Genomic DNA, 22,346 nt, shown 5'->3' with positions numbered 1-22,346 from the left:
AGAGTTGTTAAAAAATTCAGTAAGTTGCTAGAACTTGTTGTAGACCCGCGCTAAACGGCCCACGCCACTGGCCATGATCGGCGACTCCGCAGCGCTGATGAACGCAGACTCGCCGGGCTTCAACACCAGACGTTGCTCGCCTTTGCTGAGCACAGCTTCGCCTTCCACGCAGAACAGAATCGCCGCGCTTTGCTGCGCGACGGGCGTTTCCTGCGCGGACAGGTCGTGCAACGAGAAGGCGAAATCATCTACCGGAATAGGGAAGTCCAGTTCCGCACCGTTTTTCTCCGGCGTTGTTAACAACTGGTTGGCTGGCTTAGCGTCGAATCTGACGTTGGCGACCAGTTCCGGAATATCGATATATTTTGGCGTCAGTCCGGCGCGCAAAACGTTATCGGAATTGGCCATCACTTCCAGCGCCACACCCTGCAGATAGGCATGCGGCGTTTCAGCGAACAGGAACATGGCTTCTCCCGGATTCAGTTTCACCACGTTTAACAGCAGCGGCGAAAACAGGCCGCTGTCATCCGGGTAAAACTCGGCGATAAGACGAATCGTCTGCCACGGTTCGCCTTGCTGATTTTCCAGAGCGGCTTTCAGAATCGCCAGCGCGCGGGATTTTTCTTCCCCCTGCATATTCAGCAGACCGGCGAACAGTTCACTCAGCCGTTCAGCATTGGGGGTTTCCAGAAAATGCGCGATAGCGGTGTGAGCGCCAGCGACCGGTTGCAGTAGGGAGACGATCTCAGAGAACTCGCGAAATGCGTTCATCGCCAGGAACGGCGTCAGGGCAAAAACCAGCTCTGGCTTATGGTTCGGATCTTTGTAGTTGCGCTCGGCGGCATCCAGCGGGATCCCGGCGGCATTTTCCCGGGCAAAGCCTGTTTCAGAATTACGTTTGTTCGGATGCACCTGAATGGACAGCGGTTGTGCGGCGCAAAGGACTTTAAACAGGAAGGGCAGCTCTCCAAAACGCTCAGCAACCGCATCGCCCAGCAGGGTGGATTTATGCTTTTCGATGACGTCACGTAGCGACACGGTTTGGCCGTTAGCATCAACCACCTGAGAGCTGCTTTTTGGGTGCGCGCCCATCCACAGCTCCGCCATCGGCTGCTGCTGCGGGTTAGCCATGCCGTAAAGCTCCGTCAGCGCCGTTTTACTGCCCCACGCATAGTTCTGCACCGAGTTGATAAGTTTTTGCATTTCAATGCCCTGTTTCAATTTTAAAATGAGGTGGAAATGAATGCGGTTATTAAACCAAGAAACCCGCGGGATGTAACCTGTGCACGCAAAAAGTCGTACTTGTCTCAGTTTTTGTTAAAAAATTGTGTAGGATAGTGTAACTCGCTTTTAACGAGGGCAAAGGAACATCTGCCCTGAAGCCTAAGATAATCAGACCGAGCAGTAAGTGAGAGATCAATGTCAAACAAACCCTTCTTTTATCAGGATCCTTTTCCCCTTAAAAAGGATGATACCGAATACTATCTGCTGACCAGTGAACACGTTTCCGTGGCCGAATTTGAAGGACAAGAGATCCTGAAAGTTGCGCCACAGGCGCTCACGCTGCTGGCGCAACAGGCCTTCCATGACGCCTCGTTCATGCTGCGCCCGGCGCATCAGCAGCAGGTCGCCGATATTCTGCTTGACCCACAAGCCAGCGAAAACGACAAGTACGTTGCGCTGCAGTTTCTACGCAATTCCGACATCGCCGCGAAAGGCATTTTGCCGACCTGCCAGGACACCGGTACAGCGATTATTGTCGGCAAAAAAGGGCAACGCGTGTGGACTGGCGGCGGCGATGAGGCTGCGCTGGCGCGCGGGGTGTATAACACCTATATCGAAGATAACCTGCGCTACTCGCAGAATGCCGCGCTGGACATGTATAAAGAAGTGAATACCGGCACCAACCTGCCAGCGCAGATTGACCTTTATAGCGTGGATGGCGATGAGTATAAATTCCTCTGTATCGCCAAGGGCGGGGGATCGGCGAATAAAACGTATCTGTATCAGGAAACCAAAGCGCTGCTGACGCCGGGTAAACTGAAAAATTATCTGGTCGATAAAATGCGCACGCTGGGCACCGCGGCCTGCCCGCCATACCACATCGCGTTTGTTATTGGCGGCACGTCTGCCGAAGCAAACCTGAAAACCGTCAAACTGGCCTCTGCGAAATATTATGACGCGCTGCCAACGGAAGGAAATGAACACGGTCAGGCTTTCCGCGACGTTGAGCTGGAAAAAGAGCTGCTGGTGGAAGCGCAAAATCTGGGACTGGGCGCGCAGTTCGGGGGCAAATATTTCGCTCATGATATCCGGGTGATTCGTCTGCCGCGTCACGGGGCGTCCTGTCCGGTGGGGATGGGGGTTTCCTGTTCCGCGGACCGTAACATCAAGGCGAAGATTAACCGCGATGGGATCTGGATCGAAAAGCTGGAGCATAATCCGGGTAAATATATTCCCGAGGCGCTGCGCAAAGCAGGCGAAGGGGAAGCGGTGCGCGTTGACCTGAACCGCCCGATGAAAGATATACTGGCGCAACTGTCGCAGTACCCGGTTTCCACGCGTCTGTCTCTGAACGGAACCATTATTGTGGGGCGTGATATCGCCCATGCCAAACTGAAAGAGCGTCTGGATCGGGGCGAAGGCCTGCCGCAGTATGTGAAAGATCATCCCATCTATTACGCCGGTCCGGCGAAAACGCCGGAAGGGTACGCATCGGGCTCGCTCGGCCCAACTACCGCAGGTCGGATGGATTCTTACGTCGATCAGCTTCAGGCCGCCGGCGGCAGCATGATAATGCTGGCGAAGGGGAACCGCAGCCAGCAGGTCACCGATGCCTGTCACAAGCACGGCGGTTTCTACCTCGGCAGTATTGGCGGCCCGGCGGCGGTGCTGGCACAGGGCAGCATCAAGAGCCTCGAATGTGTGGAATACCCGGAACTGGGCATGGAAGCGATCTGGAAGATCGAAGTGGAAGATTTCCCGGCCTTTATCCTGGTGGATGATAAAGGAAATGACTTTTTCCAGCAGATTCAGACGTCGCAGTGCGCACGCTGCGTGAAATAACGTCAGCCGCCCTACGGGGCGGTTTTTTTTCGCACGAACCACCAAACGACGGTTACGTCATCGTTAATACTCATAAGACCGCAAGCAAGTGGGCAATGTCGAACATAACCTCATCAACGCATTAAGTAAGGAGAAGGTAATGGTAACGGTACGCCGCGAGAAAGATTCGATGGGTGCAATTGATGTCCCGGCAGATAAACTGTGGGGCGCGCAAACCCAACGTTCACTGGAGCATTTTCGTATTTCGACCGAAAAAATGCCCGTCGCGCTGATCCACGCGCTGGCGCTCACTAAGCGTGCAGCGGCAAAGGTTAACGAGGATTTAGGGCTGCTGTCGCCGGAGAAGGCCTCTGCCATCATGCAGGCCGCCGACGAAGTGCTGGCAGACAAACATGCCGATGAGTTTCCTCTGGCTATCTGGCAGACCGGTTCCGGTACGCAAAGTAATATGAATATGAATGAAGTTCTGGCGAACCGGGCAAGCGAGCTGTTGGGCGGGGTGCGCGGAATGGATCGCAAAGTGCATCCCAATGATGACGTCAACAAGAGCCAAAGCTCAAATGACGTTTTCCCGACGGCCATGCATGTGGCTGCGCTGCTGGCGTTACGTAAGCAACTTATTCCGCAACTGACGATATTAACCCAGACCCTGCGCGAGAAATCCCACGCCTTCGCCGACATAGTCAAAATTGGTCGTACCCACCTACAGGACGCCACGCCGCTGACGCTCGGTCAGGAAATCTCCGGCTGGGTGGCAATGCTTGAGCATAACCATAAACACCTGGAGGCCAGCCTGTCGCACGTGGCGGAACTGGCGCTTGGCGGCACCGCCGTTGGTACAGGTCTGAATACCCATCCTGAATATGCGCGTCGCGTGGCCGATGAACTGGCGGTGATAACCCAGGCGCCGTTTGTTACCGCACCCAATAAGTTTGAAGCGCTTGCCACCTGTGATGCGCTGGTACACGCTCACGGCGCGCTGAAAGGGCTGGCGGCCTCACTGATGAAAATCGCCAATGATGTGCGCTGGCTGGCTTCCGGTCCGCGCTGCGGCATTGGTGAAATCGCTATCCCGGAAAACGAACCGGGCAGTTCGATCATGCCGGGCAAGGTTAACCCGACACAATGTGAAGCGTTGACGATGCTGTGCTGCCAGGTGATGGGCAACGATGTGGCAATCAACATAGGAGGGGCGTCGGGAAACTTCGAACTCAACGTTTATCGCCCGATGGTGATTCATAATTTCCTGCAATCTGTGCGTCTGCTGGCCGACGGCATGGAAAGCTTTAACGCCCATTGCGCGACAGGGATTGAACCGAACCGCGAGCGCATCAACCAGTTGCTTAACGAGTCGCTGATGCTGGTCACCGCGCTGAATACCCACATCGGCTATGATAAAGCGGCAGAGATCGCCAAAAAAGCGCACAAAGAGGGGCTGACGCTGAAAGCCGCCGCTCTGGCGCTGGGCCACCTCAGTGAAGAAGAGTTTGATCGCTGGGTGCGGCCAGAGCAGATGGTCGGCAGCATGAAGCCGGGCCGTTAATCCGCCACGTACAGGTGCAGCCGGGGAATCATCAACCGTAGCGGCTGCGCCTGGGGTTTAAAACGGTGCTGAACATTATCGGCATCGTAATTCAGCAGTTCGCCGATGTCGGGCACACCCGCGCCGTTATCCGTGCTGATTAACGCAATCAGCGGGGTCGGGCAGGCGTGTTGCACCTGCTTCTGTTTCCCTTTATACCAGACCCTGGCGATGGGCTGGACCTTGACCGGACGCTTAATTTTCAATTTCGCCCGCTGCGGTAGCGCGGCGATATCCTGGTATTCTCGCTCCAGCTTTGCCTGCCACTCCTCGCGGGTCCAGGGATGTACGCTACGTGGGGTGTTGAGGCTTTTTTCAAGCTGGGCCAGCACCTCGTCGCGGGTGAGATTCTTGATGATATGTTTATTCGCCCAGCCGAAGCGCAGCGTCGCCGGATCGTTAATCACCGTCAACGCGCGGTAGGCATTGAGCGTGATCAACCCGGGTAAATGACGATGCACCCATTCAAATCGTGCTGCAGAGGGTAAGCCTGACTCCACGGTAACGATATATTCGAAGGTGGTTTTCAACTGGTTTATCTGTTCAACCTGACGCTGTAACGCCTGCTGACTGGCGTTATCCACCCGAAAGCAGATCACGCCGGGCAAACGAACCGCCGCTTTGCTGCTGCGCTTCTCCGACTGCTGCTGAATGAACAGGTGGCGATAATGCGCTAACGCCAGCGACAGCGCTTCTTTACCCAGATGCTGTTTGACCGCAATGGTCTCCAGCGGGTTATGCTCATCTTCTTTACTGATCTCCGGCAGGGAAAAAACGCGGGCAATCGTCAGGGGTTGCTGGCTGAGCGCTTCCGTCAGCGCCGCGAGCGCCTGCTCCATCTGACGAAACGTGCTGTTCAGTCGGTCGACAAGATCGTAGCGTGCCATGATCGATTCTCATTAGTTACAACATACTTTTTTATAGCACAACTTTTCGTCGGCGGCTACAATGCGGTCGTCGTCAGGCAAGGGATTCTTGCGCGAGGGGGGCCCGGAGAGGCCAGCTAAAACGAAATTGCGCGCCGCCAAGGTGGCTCACGCCGCTGCTCACCGTCCCCCCCATCGCCATCGCGATGGAGTGGACTATGGCGAGTCCAAGACCGCATCCACCGGTGGCGCGATCACGGCTGGGGTCGAGGCGCACAAAAGGTTCGAACACCTTTTGCCGGGCATCGGGCGCGATGCCTGGGCCGTCATCCTCGACAATCAACGTCGCGAGGTGTCCGTCCCGCAGCAGGCTAATTTCAACGGTCGTTTTGCAGTAACGCAGTGCGTTGTTGAGTAAGTTATCCAGAACGCGCTCCAGCAGACGCATATCCAGTGCGCCGTAGTGCCCGCGAACGACCTGAGAGAGGGTTAGCGTGCGTTCCGGAGTGACGCTCTGTACGTCTTCAATGTGGGACGTTATCCACGCCGGGAGGTCCGGTTCGCTAAGGTGCAGTTCATTTTGCGGCCTGTCGAGACGGGCATAAGTTAATAGCTCCTCGATTAGCGACTCAAGCTGCCCGATGTCACGATTAAGCGCCAGCGACTCCTGGTGACTGAGGTTTTCGCTCATCTCCAGCCGATAGCGAAGACGCACCAACGGCGTGCGCAGTTCATGGGCGATACCGTCAATCAGCTGTTTTTTACTGGCGATCAGCGCAGTGATGTTGTCAGCCATCTGGTTAAAAGCAATGCCCAGCCGCTCAAAGCTGGAACCGCTGTTGAAGTTCAGTCGCTCACCCAGATGACCTTTACCGAAACGCTGAGCCGCAGCTTCTAGTCGCAGCATGTCCTGCCAGTGAGGACGCATCCAGATAAACACCGGCAGGGCGAGTGAAATGGCGATGATCGCCATCAACGCGATGTCCAGCAGGCGCATCTGATGCAGGTAGTAGAGATAGGGCACCGGACCGACGGCCAGAACGTAGTGGCTGCGCGGAATACGCTGAATAAAGGTGTACTGATCGTCCAGCGCAATAATGTCGCCGCTGCGAAGGCGCTCCATTGAGGACGCGTCCAGCCGGAAGTGGGTCAGCGGTTCAACGCGTAAGTCGAAGGAGAGATTGAGATCCATCTGTTTGATGGTCTTACCCCAGTCACGGGGCGGGATCTCCCGCAGTTCACTGCGCATCAGGTACAGTGAGCTTTTCATCAAATCATCCAGCGACTGCCTTCCGGCGCGCTCGGCGGTGAATTTGTAGACCAGGCCAACCAGCAGGGTCATCACCAGAAAGCAGACAAACAGCAGGAGATAAAACTGCACAAAGAGTTTTTTCATTCCATTCTCCACTCAGTATGCGGTTTCATCATCCCAGGCATGGGGCGCAAACAAGTAGCCTTTGTTTCGCACGGTTTTTATGCGATAGGGTTCCGTGGCGTTATCACGCAACTTTTTACGCAGACGTGAAATTGCGACGTCCACGCTACGATCCAGTCCGTCGTAGCTGACTCCGCGCAAATTTTTCAGCAGCGCGTCGCGATCCATAATCTGTCCGGCATGGGTCGCCAGTTCCCATAACAGTTCGAAATCGGCGGTGGAAAGGGAGACCTGTTCGCCGCCCAGCGACACTGAACGGTTAATCGGATCGACCCTCAGCGAGCCAAAGCGTAAAGGGTTGTACGGCGTCGCGCCGCCACTCTGAATGCCTTTCGCCAGAGTGGCGTGTTCGCTTTGACGTAAATGCAGGCGCAGGCGGGCGAGTAGCACGGCAGGGGGCGTCGTTTTCAGTATGTAGTCGCAGGCGCCCATTTCCAGCGCAAGGATGTGATTCATATCGCTGTCGAGAGAGGTAAGCAGCACAATCGGTCCCTGCCAGCGCCCCTGAATATCACGACACAATGTCATACCGTCTTTGCCGGGAAGCATGATGTCCAGCAGGACCAGATCGGGCTGCACTTCCAGAATACGCGCTTCCGCCTTATCACCGCGCGGCTCAACCACTACGTCAAAATCGTGTTTTGCCAGATAAGCTGCGATGAGCGCGCCAACCTCAGGATCGTCTTCGACAAATACAATCGTGTTCATGCCATTATTGCCAGACTAAAAACGCCAACATACACCGCGGCGGCGCCGCCTTCCATTAATCTTTCCTAAACGGAAGCGCTTCCGTTATGCTAACAGCCGATGTTATTGATGTGTTAAGGCAAGGCAATGGGACTCGTAATAAAAGCCGCTCTCGGCGCGCTGGTCGTTGTGGTGATCGGCTTACTGGCAAAAACGAAAAATTATTATATTGCAGGGTTGATTCCGCTATTTCCCACTTTCGCGTTGATCGCGCATTACATCGTCGCCAGCGAGCGCGGTATCGAAGCGTTAAGAACCACCATCATATTCAGTATGTGGTCGATCATTCCCTATTTCGTGTATCTTCTGTCGCTCTGGTATTTCACCGGGGTGATGAAGCTACCGATGGCGCTCGGCGGGGCGGTCATCTGCTGGTGCCTGAGCGCCTGGCTGCTGATTTTTTGCTGGGTCAGGCTGCACTAACGCAAATGGCGGCCGCCGTCGACGGCGAAACTGCGGCCAGTCACGAAGCAACTGGTCAGCAGATAATCGATTAAATCGATCACCTCTTTTTCACCCGGCGCCGTTTTCATTAACGATTTATTCAGCGCCTGCTGACGGTATTCCGCGTCGTCGCCCTCATTAAATAAAATGAGCGACGGGGCGATAGCGTTCACTTTTACTTCCGGAGCCAGTTTGCGGGCAAAGGAGCGGGTCATGTTGTCCAGCGCGGCTTTACTGGCGGCATAGGCGATATGTTTATCGCTGCCGCGCTCCACCACGTAATCGGTGAAATGAATAATGTCGCTGGCGGCATGACCGTGGCCGCGCAACATGCCTTCAAGAGCGTGGTTGAGCAGATAGGGCGCATTGACGTGGATCTGTAGCATGCATGCCAGCACGTCGGTCAGGGGCGTACCGGGTTTTTCCGCCATCCATGCGCTGGCGTTATGCACGATTGCCCGTAACCCGGGGGCGCTTTCTTTCACGTTGTCAGCAAAAGCTAACACGCCTTCATTGGTGGAAAAATCGGCCTGAATACAGAGTGCGCCCGCTTTCGCCAGTCCGTCAATCGCCGGATAAGGTGTACGATAGCTGACGATTACCGGCTGTTGCTGATGAATAAAATGCCAGGCGATGGCCAGCCCAATGCGGCGTCCGCCCCCGGTGATCAGAATCGGCAAAGGGTGTTTGTTTCCCATCGAAAGCTCCTTATGCGCCTGCAAGCCAGGCAATTCGCGTTAAACGATGGGATGACAATTACCCCACCAACAGCCAGGTCGCCGGAACCGCGGCAACCAGCAGCAGTCCAATCAAAATCAGTTCCTGACGATTCAGAACAGTATCATGTGTATGCGTTTTACGCGCGTACAGGAACACCAACAGACCCGGCGCGTACAGAACCACGGAAAGCAGCAGGTGCATCGGGCCCGACGCATACAATAACCATAAGCCATAAATGCAGGCTCCGACACCCACAGCCTGGTGCAGGGGACGCGTTGCGATTTTCAGCAGGAACGCGCCAACCAGAAAATAGGGCACCAGAATCATTTCTGATGCAATGGTCAGCAGGGTGTTGTAGTCGGAACCTGTGAGCCAGATCAGCACCAGACACACCTGAACGCAGATGTTAGTCAGCCACAGCGACGCCGACGGCGCGCCCTGGGCATTCTGGCGCGCGAAAATACGTGGAAACGCTTTATGGGTCGAGGCCAGGAACGGCACTTCGGCGGCCATAATCGTCCAGCTGAGGTACGCGCCGCAGACAGAAACAATCAATCCGGCGGCAATAATAATTTCGCCCCACGGTCCCATCATCTGCACCATCAGACCCGCCATCGACGGGTTACGCATTTCGGCCAGATCTGGTCGCGCAACCACGCCCAGCGAGAGCAGGGTGACCAGCAGATAAACGCTAAGCGCAGCAAGTACCGCCAGTAGCGTGGCGCGACCGACGTCCTGTTTGTTGCGGGCGCGGGCTGACACCACCACCGCGCCTTCTACGCCGATAAAGACCCAGAGGGTAATCAACATGGTGTTCTTCACCTGTTCCCAGACAGGAACGCCCAGCGCTATGCCGGTGAAGTCGAGGTTAAACGTATCCAGACGGAACGCCATTATCGCTAACACGACGAATAACCCCAGCGGCAACAGCTTGGCAAGCGTCGCTACCAGGTTGATGCTCGCGGCGGTCTGTACTCCGCGCAGCACCAGAAAATGGACCACCCACAGCAGAACCGAGGCGCCGACGATCGACTGCCAGGTATTGCCATCGCCAAACAGGCGAAGTGCGGGGGTGTCAGTGAAGAAACTGAGCGCTGAAAACACGATGACAAGATAAGAAACGTTCGCGATAACGGCGCAAAGCCAGTAACCCCAGGCGGAGCAAAAACCGATCAGCTCACCGAAGCCTTCGCGGGCATAGGTGAAGATGCCGCCATCCAGGTCGGGACGGATACGGGTCAGAATCAGCATGGCGAATGCCAGCAGTAAAATACCCGCGCCGGTTATAGCCCATCCAATCAGCAGAGCTGACGGGCTGGCAACAGCGGCCATGTTTTGCGGCAGACTGAACACACCAGCGCCAAGCATCGAGCTTAAAACCAGCGCAGTGAGCGCGCTCAGTCCCAGTTTTTTTTCCATGATTATCCAGTTTCAAAGGAACGGTGGAGAATAATTATTATGGCAAAACGCATAAAAATGGTGAAAGCCACTAAGGCGCGGGATTTTACGGAGAGAAGGGGCTGTATGCAATGTTCGCGGAAAGATTTGTGACTGATTGTGCGAAAAGTCGGCCTGATGGTGTTAATCACTCTTGCCCGGTAGCGCTTTCGCGTACCGGGCCTGTGGGAACTTACTTATACAGATCGGCGCTGATGGTCATATTATTACCACGTTCCTGCCACTGGCGGGTGATGTGATAATACTTGGCGCCTTTCTTCGCCGCACGCTTCGCGACCTGATAAGAGACTTCGGTCATGTTGCTGTAGTTACCGGTGAACTTGATGCTGTCAAACGGCACCATCATTGCCGCAGTGGCCTTGTTCAGTTCTTCGACTTTGGTACCATCCGAAAGTGTGACGGTGTAACGTCCACCTTTGGTTGACTGGGTTTCAAAGAAGCGGCCTACTTCCGCGCTCGGCGATGCGGTGGTGGCTACGCCCGGGATCTCAACGTTCTTCGCGGCGGCGCCGCCCGCGGCCAGCGCTGCGCGTCCAGCATCAGAATCGGCCGGGATGGCGTCCGGGCTCTGAACGATACGTTTTTTCGCATCTTCTTTATAAATAAACGCGGTAATACGCTGGTTGCCGCCCTGGTTCGCATCAACCTGACGCACGATATAGAAGGAGTAGGCGCCTTTTTCTTTCGCCGCTTTGGTTATGGCGTCATTCACTTCCGGCTGGCTGCGGTAGAAGCCCTGGACCGTTACGGTATCGTACGGTTCCAGCAGAACAGCCTGAGCTTTCGGTAACTCCACTACACCGTTAATTACGCGATTTTTGCTGTCTTCCGCTTTTTCCGCGTCGGCTTTGTAAAGGTCGGCCACAACGCGCCAGTTGCCGCTGTTACCAAAATCGGAGGTGTCTACCACATAAAAAGAGGCGGCGCCTTCTTTATCCGCGCGGCGATTGACGGCTTTGACCGCATCGCCAATCGCGTTAAAACGGCCCGTGACGACAACGCGGTCATAAGGTTTCAGTGCAGCCGCTTGCTCCGGCGTCAGTTCCGTTGCTGCGTTCGCAGAAAAAGCCGTCGCAGAGAGCAGTGCGGACGCCAGGAGAGTGTTCTTAAGCTTCATAAAAATAATCCTTCGCCTTGCGCAAACCAGGTACTGGTATTGTTATTGACTAGAAACGTGGCTGATTATTGCATTTAAACCTGGTGAATGTCTGCGTCATTTTTCAATCAACATAACGAATGCGGTCACAAGGCCGATAACAAAATGTGATATGTCGAAAAAATGGGCGCTTCGCGGCCTAAACTAATGAACAGACAGAATTTCATAAGTTAATTTAATGTTAATTAATTGATCTGCGATGGCGCTAAATCATGTTTTGCCGCTTCGCTTGAGCGAATTATGGGCCTTTGGCAAGGATTTGAAGGTCATTATCCCGGTCAGAGGGCTGAATCGTTCATATTTTGCAGATTACCTAACAAATACTGATTTTTGGCGCTAGATCACAGGCGCTATTTTCAGTACGTTATATGGAGTTTGTTACTGTTTTATTGAGCCGGGGTAAGACTTTACCTCCCGCGTGAAATTGCGTGCGCAACTTCACGATCACTGACAAACCATCATCAAAAATAACGATGGAAGGGAACATTATGCGAATTGGCATACCAAGAGAACGGTTTACCAATGAAACCCGAGTCGCAGCCACGCCGAAGACGGTGGAACAGCTGCTGAAGCTGGGTTTCACCGTCGCGGTAGAGAGCGGCGCGGGTGGACTGGCAAGTTTTGACGATAAGGCTTTTGCTGACGCGGGCGCTGACATTGTGGATAGCAGCGCAGTCTGGCAATCCGAGGTGATTCTGAAGGTCAACGCGCCGCAGGACGATGAAATTGCGTTACTCAACCCGGGCACCACGCTGGTGAGCTTTATCTGGCCGGCGCAAAATCCGGAGTTAATGCAGAAGCTTGCCGAGCGTAATGTGACGGTCATGGCGATGGATTCGGTGCCGCGCATTTCACGCGCCCAGTCGCTTGATGCGTTAAGCTCGATGGCAAACATTGCGGGTTATCGCGCGATCGTTGAGGCGGCTCACGAGTTTGGTCGTTTCTTTACTGGTCAGATTACGGCCGCAGGGAAAGTCCCGCCGGCCAAAGTGATGGTGATCGGCGCCGGGGTGGCGGGGCTGGCCGCGATTGGCGCGGCGAACAGCCTGGGGGCGATTGTCCGCGCTTTCGATACCCGTCCGGAAGTGAAAGAACAGGTCCAGAGTATGGGCGCGGAATTCCTCGAGCTGGATTTTAAAGAGGAAGCGGGCAGCGGCGACGGCTATGCCAAAGTGATGTCCGAAGCGTTTATTAAAGCCGAAATGGCGCTGTTCGCCGCGCAGGCGAAAGAGGTGGACATCATTGTTACCACCGCGCTGATCCCCGGCAAACCCGCGCCGAAGCTGATCACCCGTGAAATGGTTGATTCAATGAAGGCGGGCAGCGTGATAGTGGATCTCGCGGCGCAAAATGGCGGCAATTGCGAGTACACCGTTGCAAATGAGGTGGTCACCACCCCGAATGGCGTGAAGATTATTGGCTACACCGACCTGCCAGGGCGTCTGCCGACGCAGTCCTCTCAGCTGTACGGCACCAACCTGGTTAACCTGCTGAAACTGCTTTGTAAGGAAAAAGACGGCACCATCAATGTCGATTTCGACGACGTTGTAGTGCGCGGCGTGACGGTCGTGCGTGACGGGGAAATTACCTGGCCTGCGCCGCCGATTCAGGTTTCCGCGCAACCTAAAGCCGCGGTCAAAGCCGCGCCGGAAGTGAAAGAGCCGGAGAAACCGGCGTCGCCGTGGCGTAAATATGCGCTGATGGCGCTGGCGATTATCCTGTTCGGTTGGCTGGCTGATGTCGCGCCAAAAGAGTTCCTCGGTCACTTTACCGTATTCGCGCTCTCCTGTGTGGTGGGTTACTACGTCGTGTGGAATGTCTCCCACGCGCTGCATACTCCGCTCATGTCCGTGACCAACGCTATTTCCGGGATCATCGTGGTGGGCGCGCTGTTGCAAATTGGCCAGGGCGGCTGGGTGAGCTTCCTCAGCTTTATCGCGGTGCTGATTGCCAGCATTAATATTTTCGGTGGCTTCACCGTGACTCAGCGCATGCTGAAAATGTTCCGGAAAAACTAAGGGGTAACACATGTCTGGAGGATTAGTTACAGCTGCATACATTGTTGCCGCGATCCTGTTTATTTTCAGCCTGGCGGGGCTTTCAAAACATGAAACGTCCCAACAGGGAAATAACCTCGGTATCGCCGGGATGGCGATTGCGCTGATTGCCACGATCTTCGGCCCCGATACCGGCAACGTCGCCTGGATCCTGGTGGCGATGATCATCGGTGGCGCGATTGGTATTCGTCTGGCGAAGAAAGTCGAAATGACCGAAATGCCCGAGCTGGTGGCGATTCTGCATAGCTTTGTTGGCCTGGCTGCGGTGCTGGTCGGCTTTAACAGTTATCTGTATCACGAAGCGGGCCTGGATCCAGTTCTGGTGAACATCCATTTGACGGAGGTGTTCCTGGGTATCTTTATCGGCGCGGTGACCTTTACCGGGTCCGTTGTCGCGTTTGGTAAGCTGCGCGGGAAGATCTCTTCTAAACCGCTGATGCTGCCGAACCGGCATAAAATGAACCTCGCGGCGCTGGTCGTGTCTTTCCTGTTACTGCTCGTTTTTGTCCGTACCGAGAGCGTCGGTCTGCAGGTGCTGGCGCTGCTGGTGATGACCATCATCGCCCTGGCGTTTGGCTGGCATCTGGTGGCCTCCATCGGCGGCGCGGATATGCCGGTCGTCGTTTCAATGCTGAACTCCTATTCGGGCTGGGCGGCGGCGGCGGCGGGCTTCATGCTGAGCAACGATCTGCTGATTGTGACCGGGGCGCTGGTTGGTTCTTCCGGTGCGATACTGTCATATATTATGTGTAAGGCGATGAACCGTTCGTTCATTAGCGTCATTGCAGGCGGTTTTGGCACCGATGGTTCGTCATCGGGTGGTGACGAAGAAGTCGGCGAGCACCGTGAGATCAGCGCGGAAGACACCGCAGAAATGCTGAAAAACTCGCACACCGTGATCATCACCCCCGGCTACGGTATGGCGGTGGCGCAGGCGCAATATCCAGTGGCGGAAATCACTGAGAAGCTGCGGGCACGCGGCATCAAGGTCCGTTTCGGTATCCATCCGGTCGCCGGACGTTTGCCTGGCCATATGAACGTTCTGCTGGCCGAAGCCAAAGTGCCTTATGACATCGTGCTGGAACTGGATGAAATCAACGATGATTTCTCCGATACCGACACCGTGTTGGTGATTGGCGCTAATGACACCGTCAACCCGGCGGCGCAGGACGATCCGGGCAGCCCAATTGCCGGCATGCCGGTACTGGAAGTCTGGAAAGCGCAGAACGTTATCGTCTTTAAACGCTCAATGAACACCGGTTATGCAGGCGTTCAGAATCCGCTGTTCTTCAAAGAGAACACCCATATGTTGTTTGGCGATGCCAAAGCCAGCGTGGATGCGATTCTGAAAGCGCTTTAAGATATGGGGCGCCTGATGCCACTGTGTTTATCAGGCCCGCCGATCTCCTGACGGCCTCTGCGGAGGCCGTTTTCTTTTACTGGTTTACGCTTTATTCACATCGCTAAGCAGAATGGCGATGCTCTGTCCGGCAACGGTTTGTTCAAGGGCAATCTTCACGATAATCGTCAGCGGCACTGAAAGCAGCATGCCTACCGGGCCCAACAACCAGCCCCAGAAAATCAACGACAGAAATACCACCAGCGTCGATAGACCCAGTCCCCGACCCATAATGCGGGGTTCCAGAATGTTACCAAACACGAGGTTAATCATCAGATACCCCGCCAGTACGACCAGTGCGTCGTACAGACCGCCAAACACCAATACCTGCGCGATTGGCGGGATCGCTGCCAGCACGGAACCGATATTGGGAATATAGTTTAGCGCAAACGCCAGCAGTCCCCAGACGAACGCGAAACGCACCTCAAGCGCTGCCAGCATTGCCCACACCACTAAGCCAGTGACGATGCTGATGGCGGTTTTAAGCACCAGATAATGCGACACGCTGTCAATCGCGCGCTGTATTGCCGCCATGCCTTCCACCGGGCGGGTCATTATCTGCTGGAATTTTGTGGGCAGTTGCGGAACCTCCAGCAGCATAAATACCACCGTCAGCAGAAGCAGAAAAATCGACGACATGGCATTGGACAACTGCGCTAGCAGATTGGTCACCAGCGTCATCGCCGCATTCGGATCGATATACTTCACCAGTTCATCAACGGAAACGCCAATGCCTAAACGAACCAGCCAGGGTTCGAGGTTTTTTAGCGGAACGACCAGCGAGGAACGATACTGCGGCAATGTGCGCGCCAGTTCGTTTAATGAGGTTCCAAGATAAGCCAGTAGCAGCACCATCGCCATCACGATGATTAACACCAGTATTGAAATGGCCATCACGCGCGGAACGCGCAGTTTTACCATCCGCTGCACCAGCGGATTGAGTACCACAGCAAGAAATATCGCCAGAATAAACGGGACGATAATATCCGCCGCGAAGCGAATGCCGGTAAGAATGATCACCAGCATGCCGAGCATAATAACGATCTTTAAACCGTTCAGCGTAATGATTGGCTTAGCCATGCGTTTTCCTGAAATTTTTGTCTTGCCGGATATAATAATGTGATTTCTGTCGCGTCGTCCTGGCAGAAATCAAACGGGGAGGGTAAAGAAGTGAAAAGGTTTTGAGTTAATTCTTAGGCTGTGGTACAAATCAGGCGTGTTCAACTACCGAGGACAATTATCATCCGCGATGACGAGAAGCAACACTGCGGATAATTGTAATATTATGGACAATATGTTCAGGACGTTTTTTTCCACCCAGACTCTTTTACGCACGTCTTCCTCTTTCCTGCTTGCCGGTGAGCAGCACTGGCGCAACGCGCTTTAGTCCCTTTCTTCTGCTTACGCTCGCGTCATGCGCTGAGCTGACTGTTTTTATTTTCAGGTTTGCTGCCTTCAGCAAGCCCAATGGATTATATTCTCAAGCAGGAGAAGCATCATGTTTTACTGGATTTTATTAGGCCTGGCCATTGTGGCAGAAATTACCGGGACGCTGTCGATGAAATGGGCAAGTGTTAGCGATGGCAACGGCGGATTTATTTTGATGCTGGTGATGATTACGTTGTCATATATTTTCCTCTCATTTGCCGTAAAAAAAATCGCCCTCGGCGTCGCCTATGCGCTATGGGAAGGTATTGGCATTTTGTTTATTACGCTGTTCAGCGTGCTGCTATTTGACGAAGCGCTCCCGGCGATGAAAATTGCGGGGTTGACGATGCTGGTGCTGGGGATTGTGCTGATTAAATCCGGCACCCGTAAGCCACGCCGCACGACGAAGGAGGTGAACTATGCAGCAGTTTGAATGGGTTCATGCCGCGTGGCTGGCCGTGGCGATCGTGCTGGAAATTATGGCTAACGTCTTTTTAAAATTCTCTGACGGTTTCCGGCGTAAATTCTACGGTATTCTGTCGCTGGCCGCCGTATTAGCGGCGTTTAGCGCGCTCTCCCAGGCGGTAAAGGGCATTGACCTGTCGGTAGCCTACGCGCTGTGGGGCGGTTTTGGTATCGCCGCGACGCTGGCCGCCGGTTGGATTCTGTTTGGTCAACGTTTGAACCCTAAAGGATGGATTGGCGTTGCGCTACTGCTGGTCGGTATGGTGATGATTAAACTTGCCTGATGTTCTGCCGCCCGCCTCGCGCGGGCGGCATTGTCTTATGGCTGTTCAGCCAGCGCATCCAGCTTATCGCGAAAGCCGGTCACCGAAATGGCGCGATTATCGGCCCGCCAGCGGTCTTTGGCCGCAGGGGCTGAACTCTGTACGCCAATGAGCTGCCAGCCCGTCGCCGTTTTAAGCATCAGAGGAGAACCGCTGTCACCGGGAAGGGTATCACACTGATGCGACAACACCGCCTTTTGCGCCCAGCCGGTGACGATACAGTCCTGATGGGAATAAAGCGTGTTGAGATGATCTTCCGGGTAGCCTGACTGGGTGACTTTACGTCCGGCTTCTTTCAGCGCTGCGGTCAGGGCGTCTTTATCCCCGTCGAATAAAGGTAAAGGCGTGATGCCAGAGGGGGGATAACGCAGTACGATCAGACCAAAATCCCATGATGCCGCGGCAGGGGGGACAATCCAGCCATCGCCATCGGCTTTCAGACGCTTACCCAGCCCCGGATCAACCCGACCTTCAATCCCGTGAATTTCGTAACGCCAAATCCCTTTTTTGGACACAAAACGCAGCACGACGGCTTTATCCGGTGTGCCTCTGGGCGGGGTTAATAAACAATGTCCGGCAGTGAGCGCCAGGTGTGGCGAGATAAGCGTGGCGGTGCAAAGATTGCCGCTGGCGGTTTCGAGTTGGCCAATCGCATCCCACGGCGCATCGGTTGGATCCTCAACCGGAACACGATCGTCCTGACCGAAAAATAGCGTTTTGACTTCACTGGTATCGGCTTGCGCGTCAGGTTTGTCCGCATACGCCATACCCGATGTAAAACAAAACGAGCCCAGTAATACAGCAACGGTTTTACGCATATCACACTCTGGTGGGTAATTATGATTATTAAAAGAAAACCCTCAGTAAATACTATAGACGTAACGACGGAGAAGTGAGAGGAAAATCAGCGAACTACGATCAGGCGAACCAGAAGCGGATAGCGATAAGCGCGCAGAAAATTAATGAAATAAGAATGACCTCAAAACGATAACGAACCACGCTGAAGCCCTCCGAAGAAAGGCGCTGAACAGGGCGTCCAGCGCCAGCGTACGTTAGCGCAAAGGGGCGCGCCGACGTTTTAACGGAAATTATGCTGCAGGCTGGGCAGCCGGTTTAGCGGCTTGATGCGTGGCGGTTTTTTTGCTGTGCTTTTTAGCCGCTTGCGCTTTTTGCTCTGGCGCTTTCTGTGGGGCCGCTTTGTGATGCTTTTTAGTATGAGTGGTTTTCGCCGGGGCGCTTTGCGTTGCCGGAGCGGGAGAGGTTGTCGTCTCTGCTGCAAACGCGGCGGAAGACAGACCCATAGCAGCGGCAACAACCAGAGCTAATACGTTTTTCATTTTCATACCCTCGATTTGGTTTTTCATTCAACCCCACTGCGGGGCCGTTGAAAATACTTTATCGCTGATAATCGAGGACGTCCGTGAGTCATTGGTATCGGCGTGTAACCCTATGTACAGCGCAATTCTACCAGGTCAAACGTGCAGACGGCGATGCAGGCGCAGACCGACAACAATCGCCAGCACCAGCATAATAGCGATAAACCCACCGACGCCGTTCCAGCCGTAGTTATGCCAGAATACCCCGCCCAGCGTCCCGGCGATGCTTGATCCTACATAGTAGCTGAACAGATACAGAGACGACGCCTGACCTTTTGCGCGGCGGGCGCGCGGACCGATCCAACTGCTTGCCACTGAGTGGGCGGCGAAAAATCCAGCGGAAAAGAGCAGCATACCGGTGAAAATCAACCAGAGTGAACTGAAGAGGGTCATCAACAGGCCAACCAGCATTACGCCCGTAGAAACCACCATGACCGGACCTCGCCCGTAGCGGACGGTCATGGCGCCCGCCTTCGGCGAACTCCAGGTGCCGGTCAGGTAGGCGACCGACAGCAGGCCGACCACCGCCTGACTCAGTTCCCAGGGGGACAGCATCAGCCGATAGCCAATATAGTTAAACAGGGTGACAAAGGATCCCATCAACAAAAAGCCTTCCGCGAACAGCAGCGGCAGCCCGCGGTCACGCCAGTGCAGGCGAAAGTTGATAAACAGCGTCTTAGGCCGTAAAGAGGTCGGGCGGAAATGGCGCGATTCCGGCAGGATTTTCCAGAACATCAGGGCTGACGCGAGAGCGAAACAGCCAATCGCGGCCAGCGCAATACGCCAGCTGAAAAAGTCTGTTACCACACCGCTGATCAAGCGCCCACTCATTCCGCCGATGGAGTTTCCGCTGATATAGAGCCCCATGGAAAAAGCGACAAAACTGGGGTGAATCTCTTCGCTCAGATAGGTCATCCCAACCGCCGCCACGCCGCTGAGCGAAAGACCAATCAGCGCACGCATGATCAGAATGCCGTGCCAGCTTGTCATCAGGGTTGACAGCAACGTACAGCAGGAGGCCAGTAGCAGGGCGGTAACCATTACCGGCTTACGGCCAATCGCGTCTGACAATGGACCGGTAAACAGGAGGCCAACGGCCAGCATTCCGGTAGAGATCGACAGTGAAATACTGCTGCTTGCAGGCGACACGCCAAACTCATGAGAGAGCACGGGAAGAATAGGCTGTACGCAATAAAGCAGGGCAAAGGTCGCCAGACCTGCCGAGAACAGCGCCAGCGTGACGCGCATGAAGGAGGATGTCCCCCGTTTGATAAACTGAACCGGCTGAGAAATGCGCTGTGGTTCAATGTCGCCTGCCGACGCGTCACTGACCGTAGTTGTACGACTCACTTGAAATCCTTGCTCAATAGCCCCGTGACGAAAAGGGACGGGCGCAACCCTGACGATCAGGGTAGGAAAATCTCAATATTCTGTCTAATATATTAATTATCTCAAATAATATGTTAAAGATATGAATATTGAGTTACGTCATCTGCGCTATTTCGTGGCTGTTGCAGAAGAACTTCACTTTGGACGCGCCGCCGCCCGTCTGAATATTTCGCAGCCGCCGCTAAGTCAGCAAATTCAGATGCTGGAACAGCATGTTGGCGCGCGACTGCTGGCGCGTACCAATCGCAGCGTGGCGCTGACCGCGGCGGGCAAGCAATTCCTCGCTGACAGCCGTCAGATCCTCGCGCAAGTGGACGATGCCGCCGCTCGCGCGGCGCGGCTCCATCAGGGAGAAGCGGGGGAGTTACGCATCGGCTTTACCTCCTCTGCGCCGTTTATCCGCGCCGTCTCCGATACGCTGTCCCTGTTCCGCCAGCATTATCCTGACGTGCACCTTCAGACCCGGGAGATGAATACTCGCGAGCAGCTCACGCCGCTTGGCGAAGGGGCGCTGGAGTTGGGGCTCATGCGCAACACGCCGCTACCGGAAACGTTACAATACGAAGTGATCTTGCATGAACCTTTAATGGCCATGATTCCGCGCGCGCACCGACTGGCGCAAAAGCCCGTGGTGACATTAGCGGAACTGGCAAAAGAGCAGTTTGTCTTTTTCGACCCGCATGTCGGCACGGGCCTTTATGACGACATTCTCGGGTTAATGCGCCGCTATAATCTTTCTCCGGTCATTACGCAGGAGGTGGGGGAAGCGATGACCATCATCGGCCTGGTTGCCGCAGGTTTAGGCGTCTCCATTCTTCCGGCGTCGTTCAAAAAGGTGCAGCTTAATGAAATGTGCTGGGTGCCGCTGGCGGAAGAAGATGCCGTTTCCGAAATGTGGCTGGTCTGGTCCCGCCACCGTGAACACAGTCAGGCAGCGATCCGTTTTCGCCAGCAGTTACTTCAGGCAGTGAGAAGCGCTTAAATTAATTTAATAACGGCTAAAAATGTGCGGTAAATCACACGGCTAAGTAAAAAGTTGACGTTGCGTATTGAAGTACTTCACCATAGCCTACAGATTATTTCGGAGCGCGAAAATAAAGGGAGTCAGAGGTGGTTGCTGATAGTCAGCCTGGGCACATCGATCAAATAAAGCAGACCAATGCGGGCGCGGTTTATCGCCTGATTGATCAGCTGGGGCCGGTATCGCGTATCGACCTTTCTCGTCTCGCGCAGCTTGCGCCAGCCAGTATCACCAAAATTGTCCGTGAAATGCTGGAAGCGCATTTGGTTCAGGAACTGGAAATCAAAGAGGCCGGAAGCCGGGGCCGACCCGCGGTAGGGCTGGTGGTGGAGACCGAGGCCTGGCACTATTTATCTCTGCGTATCAGCCGGGGCGAAATCTTTCTCGCATTACGCGATCTCAGCAGTAAGCTGGTCGTCGAAGAGTGTCTGGAACTGCCGCTGGACGACGAACAGCCGTTACTCGAACGTATCATCACGTTGATCGACCAGTTTTTCATCCGTCATCAGCAGTTGCTCGAACGCCTGACCTCTATCGCCATTACTCTGCCCGGCATTATCGATACCGAAAACGGTATCGTGCACCGGATGCCCTTTTATGAAGATGTGAAAGAGATGCCGCTGGGGGAAACGCTTGAACAGCACACCGGAGTGCCGGTGTACATTCAGCATGACATCAGCGCATGGACGATGGCGGAAGCTCTGTTTGGCGCGTCTCGCGGCGCGCGCGATGTGATTCAGGTGGTCATTGACCATAACGTTGGCGCAGGGGTCATCACCGACGGGCATTTGCTACACGCAGGGAGCAGTAGCCTGGTGGAGATCGGGCACACGCAGGTCGACCCTTACGGTAAACGTTGCTATTGCGGCAACCACGGTTGTCTGGAAACCATCGCCAGTATCGAGAGCGTACTTGAGCTGGCCCAGCTTCGTCTGGGGCAGTCGATGAGTTCCACGCTGCACGGGCAGCCGCTCACCGTGGATTCACTGTGTCAGGCCGCGCTACAGGGCGATCTACTGGCAAAAGATATTATCGCGGGCGTTGGAGCCCATGTAGGGCGCATTCTGGCGATCATGGTGAATTTATTTAACCCGCAAAAAATACTGATTGGCTCGCCGCTGAGCAAAGCCGCTGATGTGCTGTTTCCGGCCATCGCGGACAGCATTCGGCAGCAGGCGCTACCCGCCTACAGCAAAAATATGGTTGTCGAGAGTACGCAGTTTTCTAACCAGGGCACCATGGCGGGCGCCGCACTGGTAAAAGACGCGATGTATAACGGTTCTTTACTGATTCGTCTATTACAGGGTTAACATTTTTGATTTGATCTACCAAAATTTGCGCTAACGCAAGCTGAGCTATTCTGGCATACCTTAGACTTTCTCCACTGTATTATTTTCCTGGCTTATATTTTCGA

22 protein-coding genes are annotated in these 22,346 nt (G+C 54.7%); 10 read left to right on the top strand and 12 right to left on the bottom strand.

Going from position 1 to position 22,346, the window contains the following annotated elements:
- Positions 1–27 precede the first annotated feature (27 nt).
- On the bottom strand, positions 28–1,203 hold the full coding sequence (manA, locus tag OGY07_RS20790; RefSeq protein ID WP_286602902.1) for a mannose-6-phosphate isomerase: 1,176 nt from the start codon (positions 1,201–1,203) through the stop codon (positions 28–30).
- Between the two features lie 216 nt (positions 1,204–1,419).
- Between manA and fumB the strand changes: the two genes are divergently transcribed.
- Together fumB and fumC are read left to right on the top strand one after the other, a co-directional pair.
- Positions 1,420–3,066 (top strand): class I fumarate hydratase, encoded by a 1,647-nt coding sequence (gene fumB / locus OGY07_RS20785; RefSeq protein ID WP_060569717.1) that lies wholly within the window; start codon positions 1,420–1,422, stop codon positions 3,064–3,066.
- A 139-nt stretch (positions 3,067–3,205) separates the two neighbouring features.
- Entirely contained in the window at positions 3,206–4,609 is a 1,404-nt protein-coding gene (fumC, locus tag OGY07_RS20780) for a class II fumarate hydratase (protein ID WP_042282834.1), read from the top strand.
- On the opposite strand, the gene tus is transcribed toward fumC, so the two are convergent.
- The 3 genes from tus to rstA form a co-directional block, all read right to left on the bottom strand.
- The gene (gene tus, locus OGY07_RS20775; RefSeq protein ID WP_199957305.1) at positions 4,606–5,535 is read right to left on the bottom strand and encodes a DNA replication terminus site-binding protein; all 930 of its coding nucleotides are present in this window, start codon (positions 5,533–5,535) and stop codon (positions 4,606–4,608) included. The genes fumC and tus overlap by 4 nt on opposite strands.
- 73 nt (positions 5,536–5,608) lie before the next feature.
- Positions 5,609–6,910 (bottom strand): two-component system sensor histidine kinase RstB, encoded by a 1,302-nt coding sequence (rstB, locus tag OGY07_RS20770; protein ID WP_286602898.1) that lies wholly within the window; start codon positions 6,908–6,910, stop codon positions 5,609–5,611.
- Positions 6,911–6,922: 12 nt separating this feature from the next.
- Entirely contained in the window at positions 6,923–7,657 is a 735-nt protein-coding gene (gene rstA / locus OGY07_RS20765) for a two-component system response regulator RstA (protein WP_042282841.1), read from the bottom strand.
- 126 nt (positions 7,658–7,783) lie between these two features.
- Here rstA and OGY07_RS20760 point away from each other — a divergent pair, with 126 nt between their 5' ends.
- Positions 7,784–8,119, top strand: coding sequence for a GlpM family protein (locus tag OGY07_RS20760; protein WP_060569721.1), 336 nt, complete (start codon positions 7,784–7,786; stop codon positions 8,117–8,119).
- Here OGY07_RS20760 and folM read toward each other — a convergent pair.
- The 3 genes from folM to ydgH form a co-directional block, all read right to left on the bottom strand.
- The gene (folM, locus tag OGY07_RS20755; protein ID WP_042282846.1) at positions 8,116–8,838 is read right to left on the bottom strand and encodes a dihydromonapterin reductase; all 723 of its coding nucleotides are present in this window, start codon (positions 8,836–8,838) and stop codon (positions 8,116–8,118) included. The two genes, OGY07_RS20760 and folM, sit on opposite strands and share 4 nt — an antisense overlap.
- A 58-nt stretch (positions 8,839–8,896) precedes the next feature.
- Positions 8,897–10,279 carry an amino acid permease gene (locus tag OGY07_RS20750; RefSeq protein WP_042282848.1) on the bottom strand — a complete coding sequence of 461 codons (1,383 nt, stop codon included), beginning with the start codon at positions 10,277–10,279 and terminating at the stop codon, positions 8,897–8,899.
- Positions 10,280–10,490: 211 nt separating this feature from the next.
- The gene (ydgH, locus tag OGY07_RS20745; RefSeq protein WP_042282850.1) at positions 10,491–11,435 is read right to left on the bottom strand and encodes a DUF1471 family protein YdgH; all 945 of its coding nucleotides are present in this window, start codon (positions 11,433–11,435) and stop codon (positions 10,491–10,493) included.
- 527 nt (positions 11,436–11,962) lie between these two features.
- Between ydgH and pntA the strand changes: the two genes are divergently transcribed.
- Positions 11,963–13,492: a Re/Si-specific NAD(P)(+) transhydrogenase subunit alpha gene (gene pntA / locus OGY07_RS20735; protein WP_199957302.1), complete on the top strand. Its 1,530-nt coding sequence runs from the start codon at positions 11,963–11,965 to the stop codon at positions 13,490–13,492.
- A gap of 10 nt (positions 13,493–13,502) precedes the next feature.
- On the top strand, positions 13,503–14,891 hold the full coding sequence (pntB, locus tag OGY07_RS20730) for a Re/Si-specific NAD(P)(+) transhydrogenase subunit beta (protein ID WP_286602893.1): 1,389 nt from the start codon (positions 13,503–13,505) through the stop codon (positions 14,889–14,891).
- An 84-nt stretch (positions 14,892–14,975) separates the two neighbouring features.
- Here pntB and OGY07_RS20725 read toward each other — a convergent pair whose 3' ends face one another.
- Positions 14,976–16,010, bottom strand: a complete 1,035-nt coding sequence (locus OGY07_RS20725; RefSeq protein WP_181823221.1) for an AI-2E family transporter — start codon at positions 16,008–16,010, stop codon at positions 14,976–14,978.
- 136 nt (positions 16,011–16,146) lie between these two features.
- Between OGY07_RS20725 and OGY07_RS23530 the strand changes: the two genes are divergently transcribed.
- The 3 genes from OGY07_RS23530 to mdtI all read left to right on the top strand — a co-directional run bounded on the left by OGY07_RS23530 (position 16,147) and on the right by mdtI (position 17,107).
- Positions 16,147–16,317 carry a protein YdgV gene (locus tag OGY07_RS23530; RefSeq protein WP_080949895.1) on the top strand — a complete coding sequence of 57 codons (171 nt, stop codon included), beginning with the start codon at positions 16,147–16,149 and terminating at the stop codon, positions 16,315–16,317.
- Positions 16,318–16,425: 108 nt separating this feature from the next.
- Positions 16,426–16,791 carry a multidrug/spermidine efflux SMR transporter subunit MdtJ gene (gene mdtJ / locus OGY07_RS20720; RefSeq protein WP_286603413.1) on the top strand — a complete coding sequence of 122 codons (366 nt, stop codon included), beginning with the start codon at positions 16,426–16,428 and terminating at the stop codon, positions 16,789–16,791.
- Complete coding sequence (gene mdtI, locus OGY07_RS20715; RefSeq protein ID WP_042282862.1) at positions 16,778–17,107, top strand: multidrug/spermidine efflux SMR transporter subunit MdtI; 330 nt, start codon at positions 16,778–16,780, stop codon at positions 17,105–17,107. The genes mdtJ and mdtI overlap by 14 nt, the downstream gene beginning before the upstream one ends.
- 35 nt (positions 17,108–17,142) lie before the next feature.
- Here mdtI and OGY07_RS20710 read toward each other — a convergent pair whose 3' ends face one another.
- From OGY07_RS20710 to ynfM, 4 genes are all read right to left on the bottom strand, one after another.
- Positions 17,143–17,964 carry a trypsin-like serine peptidase gene (locus tag OGY07_RS20710; RefSeq protein WP_042282864.1) on the bottom strand — a complete coding sequence of 274 codons (822 nt, stop codon included), beginning with the start codon at positions 17,962–17,964 and terminating at the stop codon, positions 17,143–17,145.
- 100 nt (positions 17,965–18,064) lie between these two features.
- Positions 18,065–18,145 carry a small membrane protein YdgU gene (gene ydgU, locus OGY07_RS23525; protein WP_455580437.1) on the bottom strand — a complete coding sequence of 27 codons (81 nt, stop codon included), beginning with the start codon at positions 18,143–18,145 and terminating at the stop codon, positions 18,065–18,067.
- Positions 18,146–18,234: 89 nt separating this feature from the next.
- Positions 18,235–18,483: an acid resistance repetitive basic protein Asr gene (asr, locus tag OGY07_RS20705; protein ID WP_286603410.1), complete on the bottom strand. Its 249-nt coding sequence runs from the start codon at positions 18,481–18,483 to the stop codon at positions 18,235–18,237.
- A 135-nt stretch (positions 18,484–18,618) separates the two neighbouring features.
- Positions 18,619–19,872, bottom strand: a complete 1,254-nt coding sequence (ynfM, locus tag OGY07_RS20700; protein WP_199957299.1) for a multidrug efflux MFS transporter YnfM/SxtP(Kp) — start codon at positions 19,870–19,872, stop codon at positions 18,619–18,621.
- Positions 19,873–19,993: 121 nt separating this feature from the next.
- On the opposite strand from ynfM, the gene ynfL reads away from it, so the two are divergent.
- Both ynfL and mlc read left to right on the top strand, forming a co-directional pair.
- The gene (ynfL, locus tag OGY07_RS20695; protein WP_286602889.1) at positions 19,994–20,893 is read left to right on the top strand and encodes a multidrug efflux transcriptional activator YnfL/SxtR(Kp); all 900 of its coding nucleotides are present in this window, start codon (positions 19,994–19,996) and stop codon (positions 20,891–20,893) included.
- A gap of 128 nt (positions 20,894–21,021) precedes the next feature.
- A complete protein-coding gene (gene mlc / locus OGY07_RS20690) occupies positions 21,022–22,242 on the top strand; it encodes a sugar metabolism global transcriptional regulator Mlc (RefSeq protein WP_286602887.1) in 1,221 nt (406 codons plus the stop codon).
- The last annotated feature ends 104 nt before the right edge of the window (positions 22,243–22,346 follow it).

Source organism: Citrobacter sp. Cs237 (assembly GCF_030332325.1).
In the GTDB taxonomy this organism is placed as follows: domain Bacteria; phylum Pseudomonadota; class Gammaproteobacteria; order Enterobacterales; family Enterobacteriaceae; genus Citrobacter_A; species Citrobacter_A sedlakii.
Note: the sequence above shows the minus strand (reverse complement) of the source record. Positions and strands in the feature narration are given on the sequence as shown.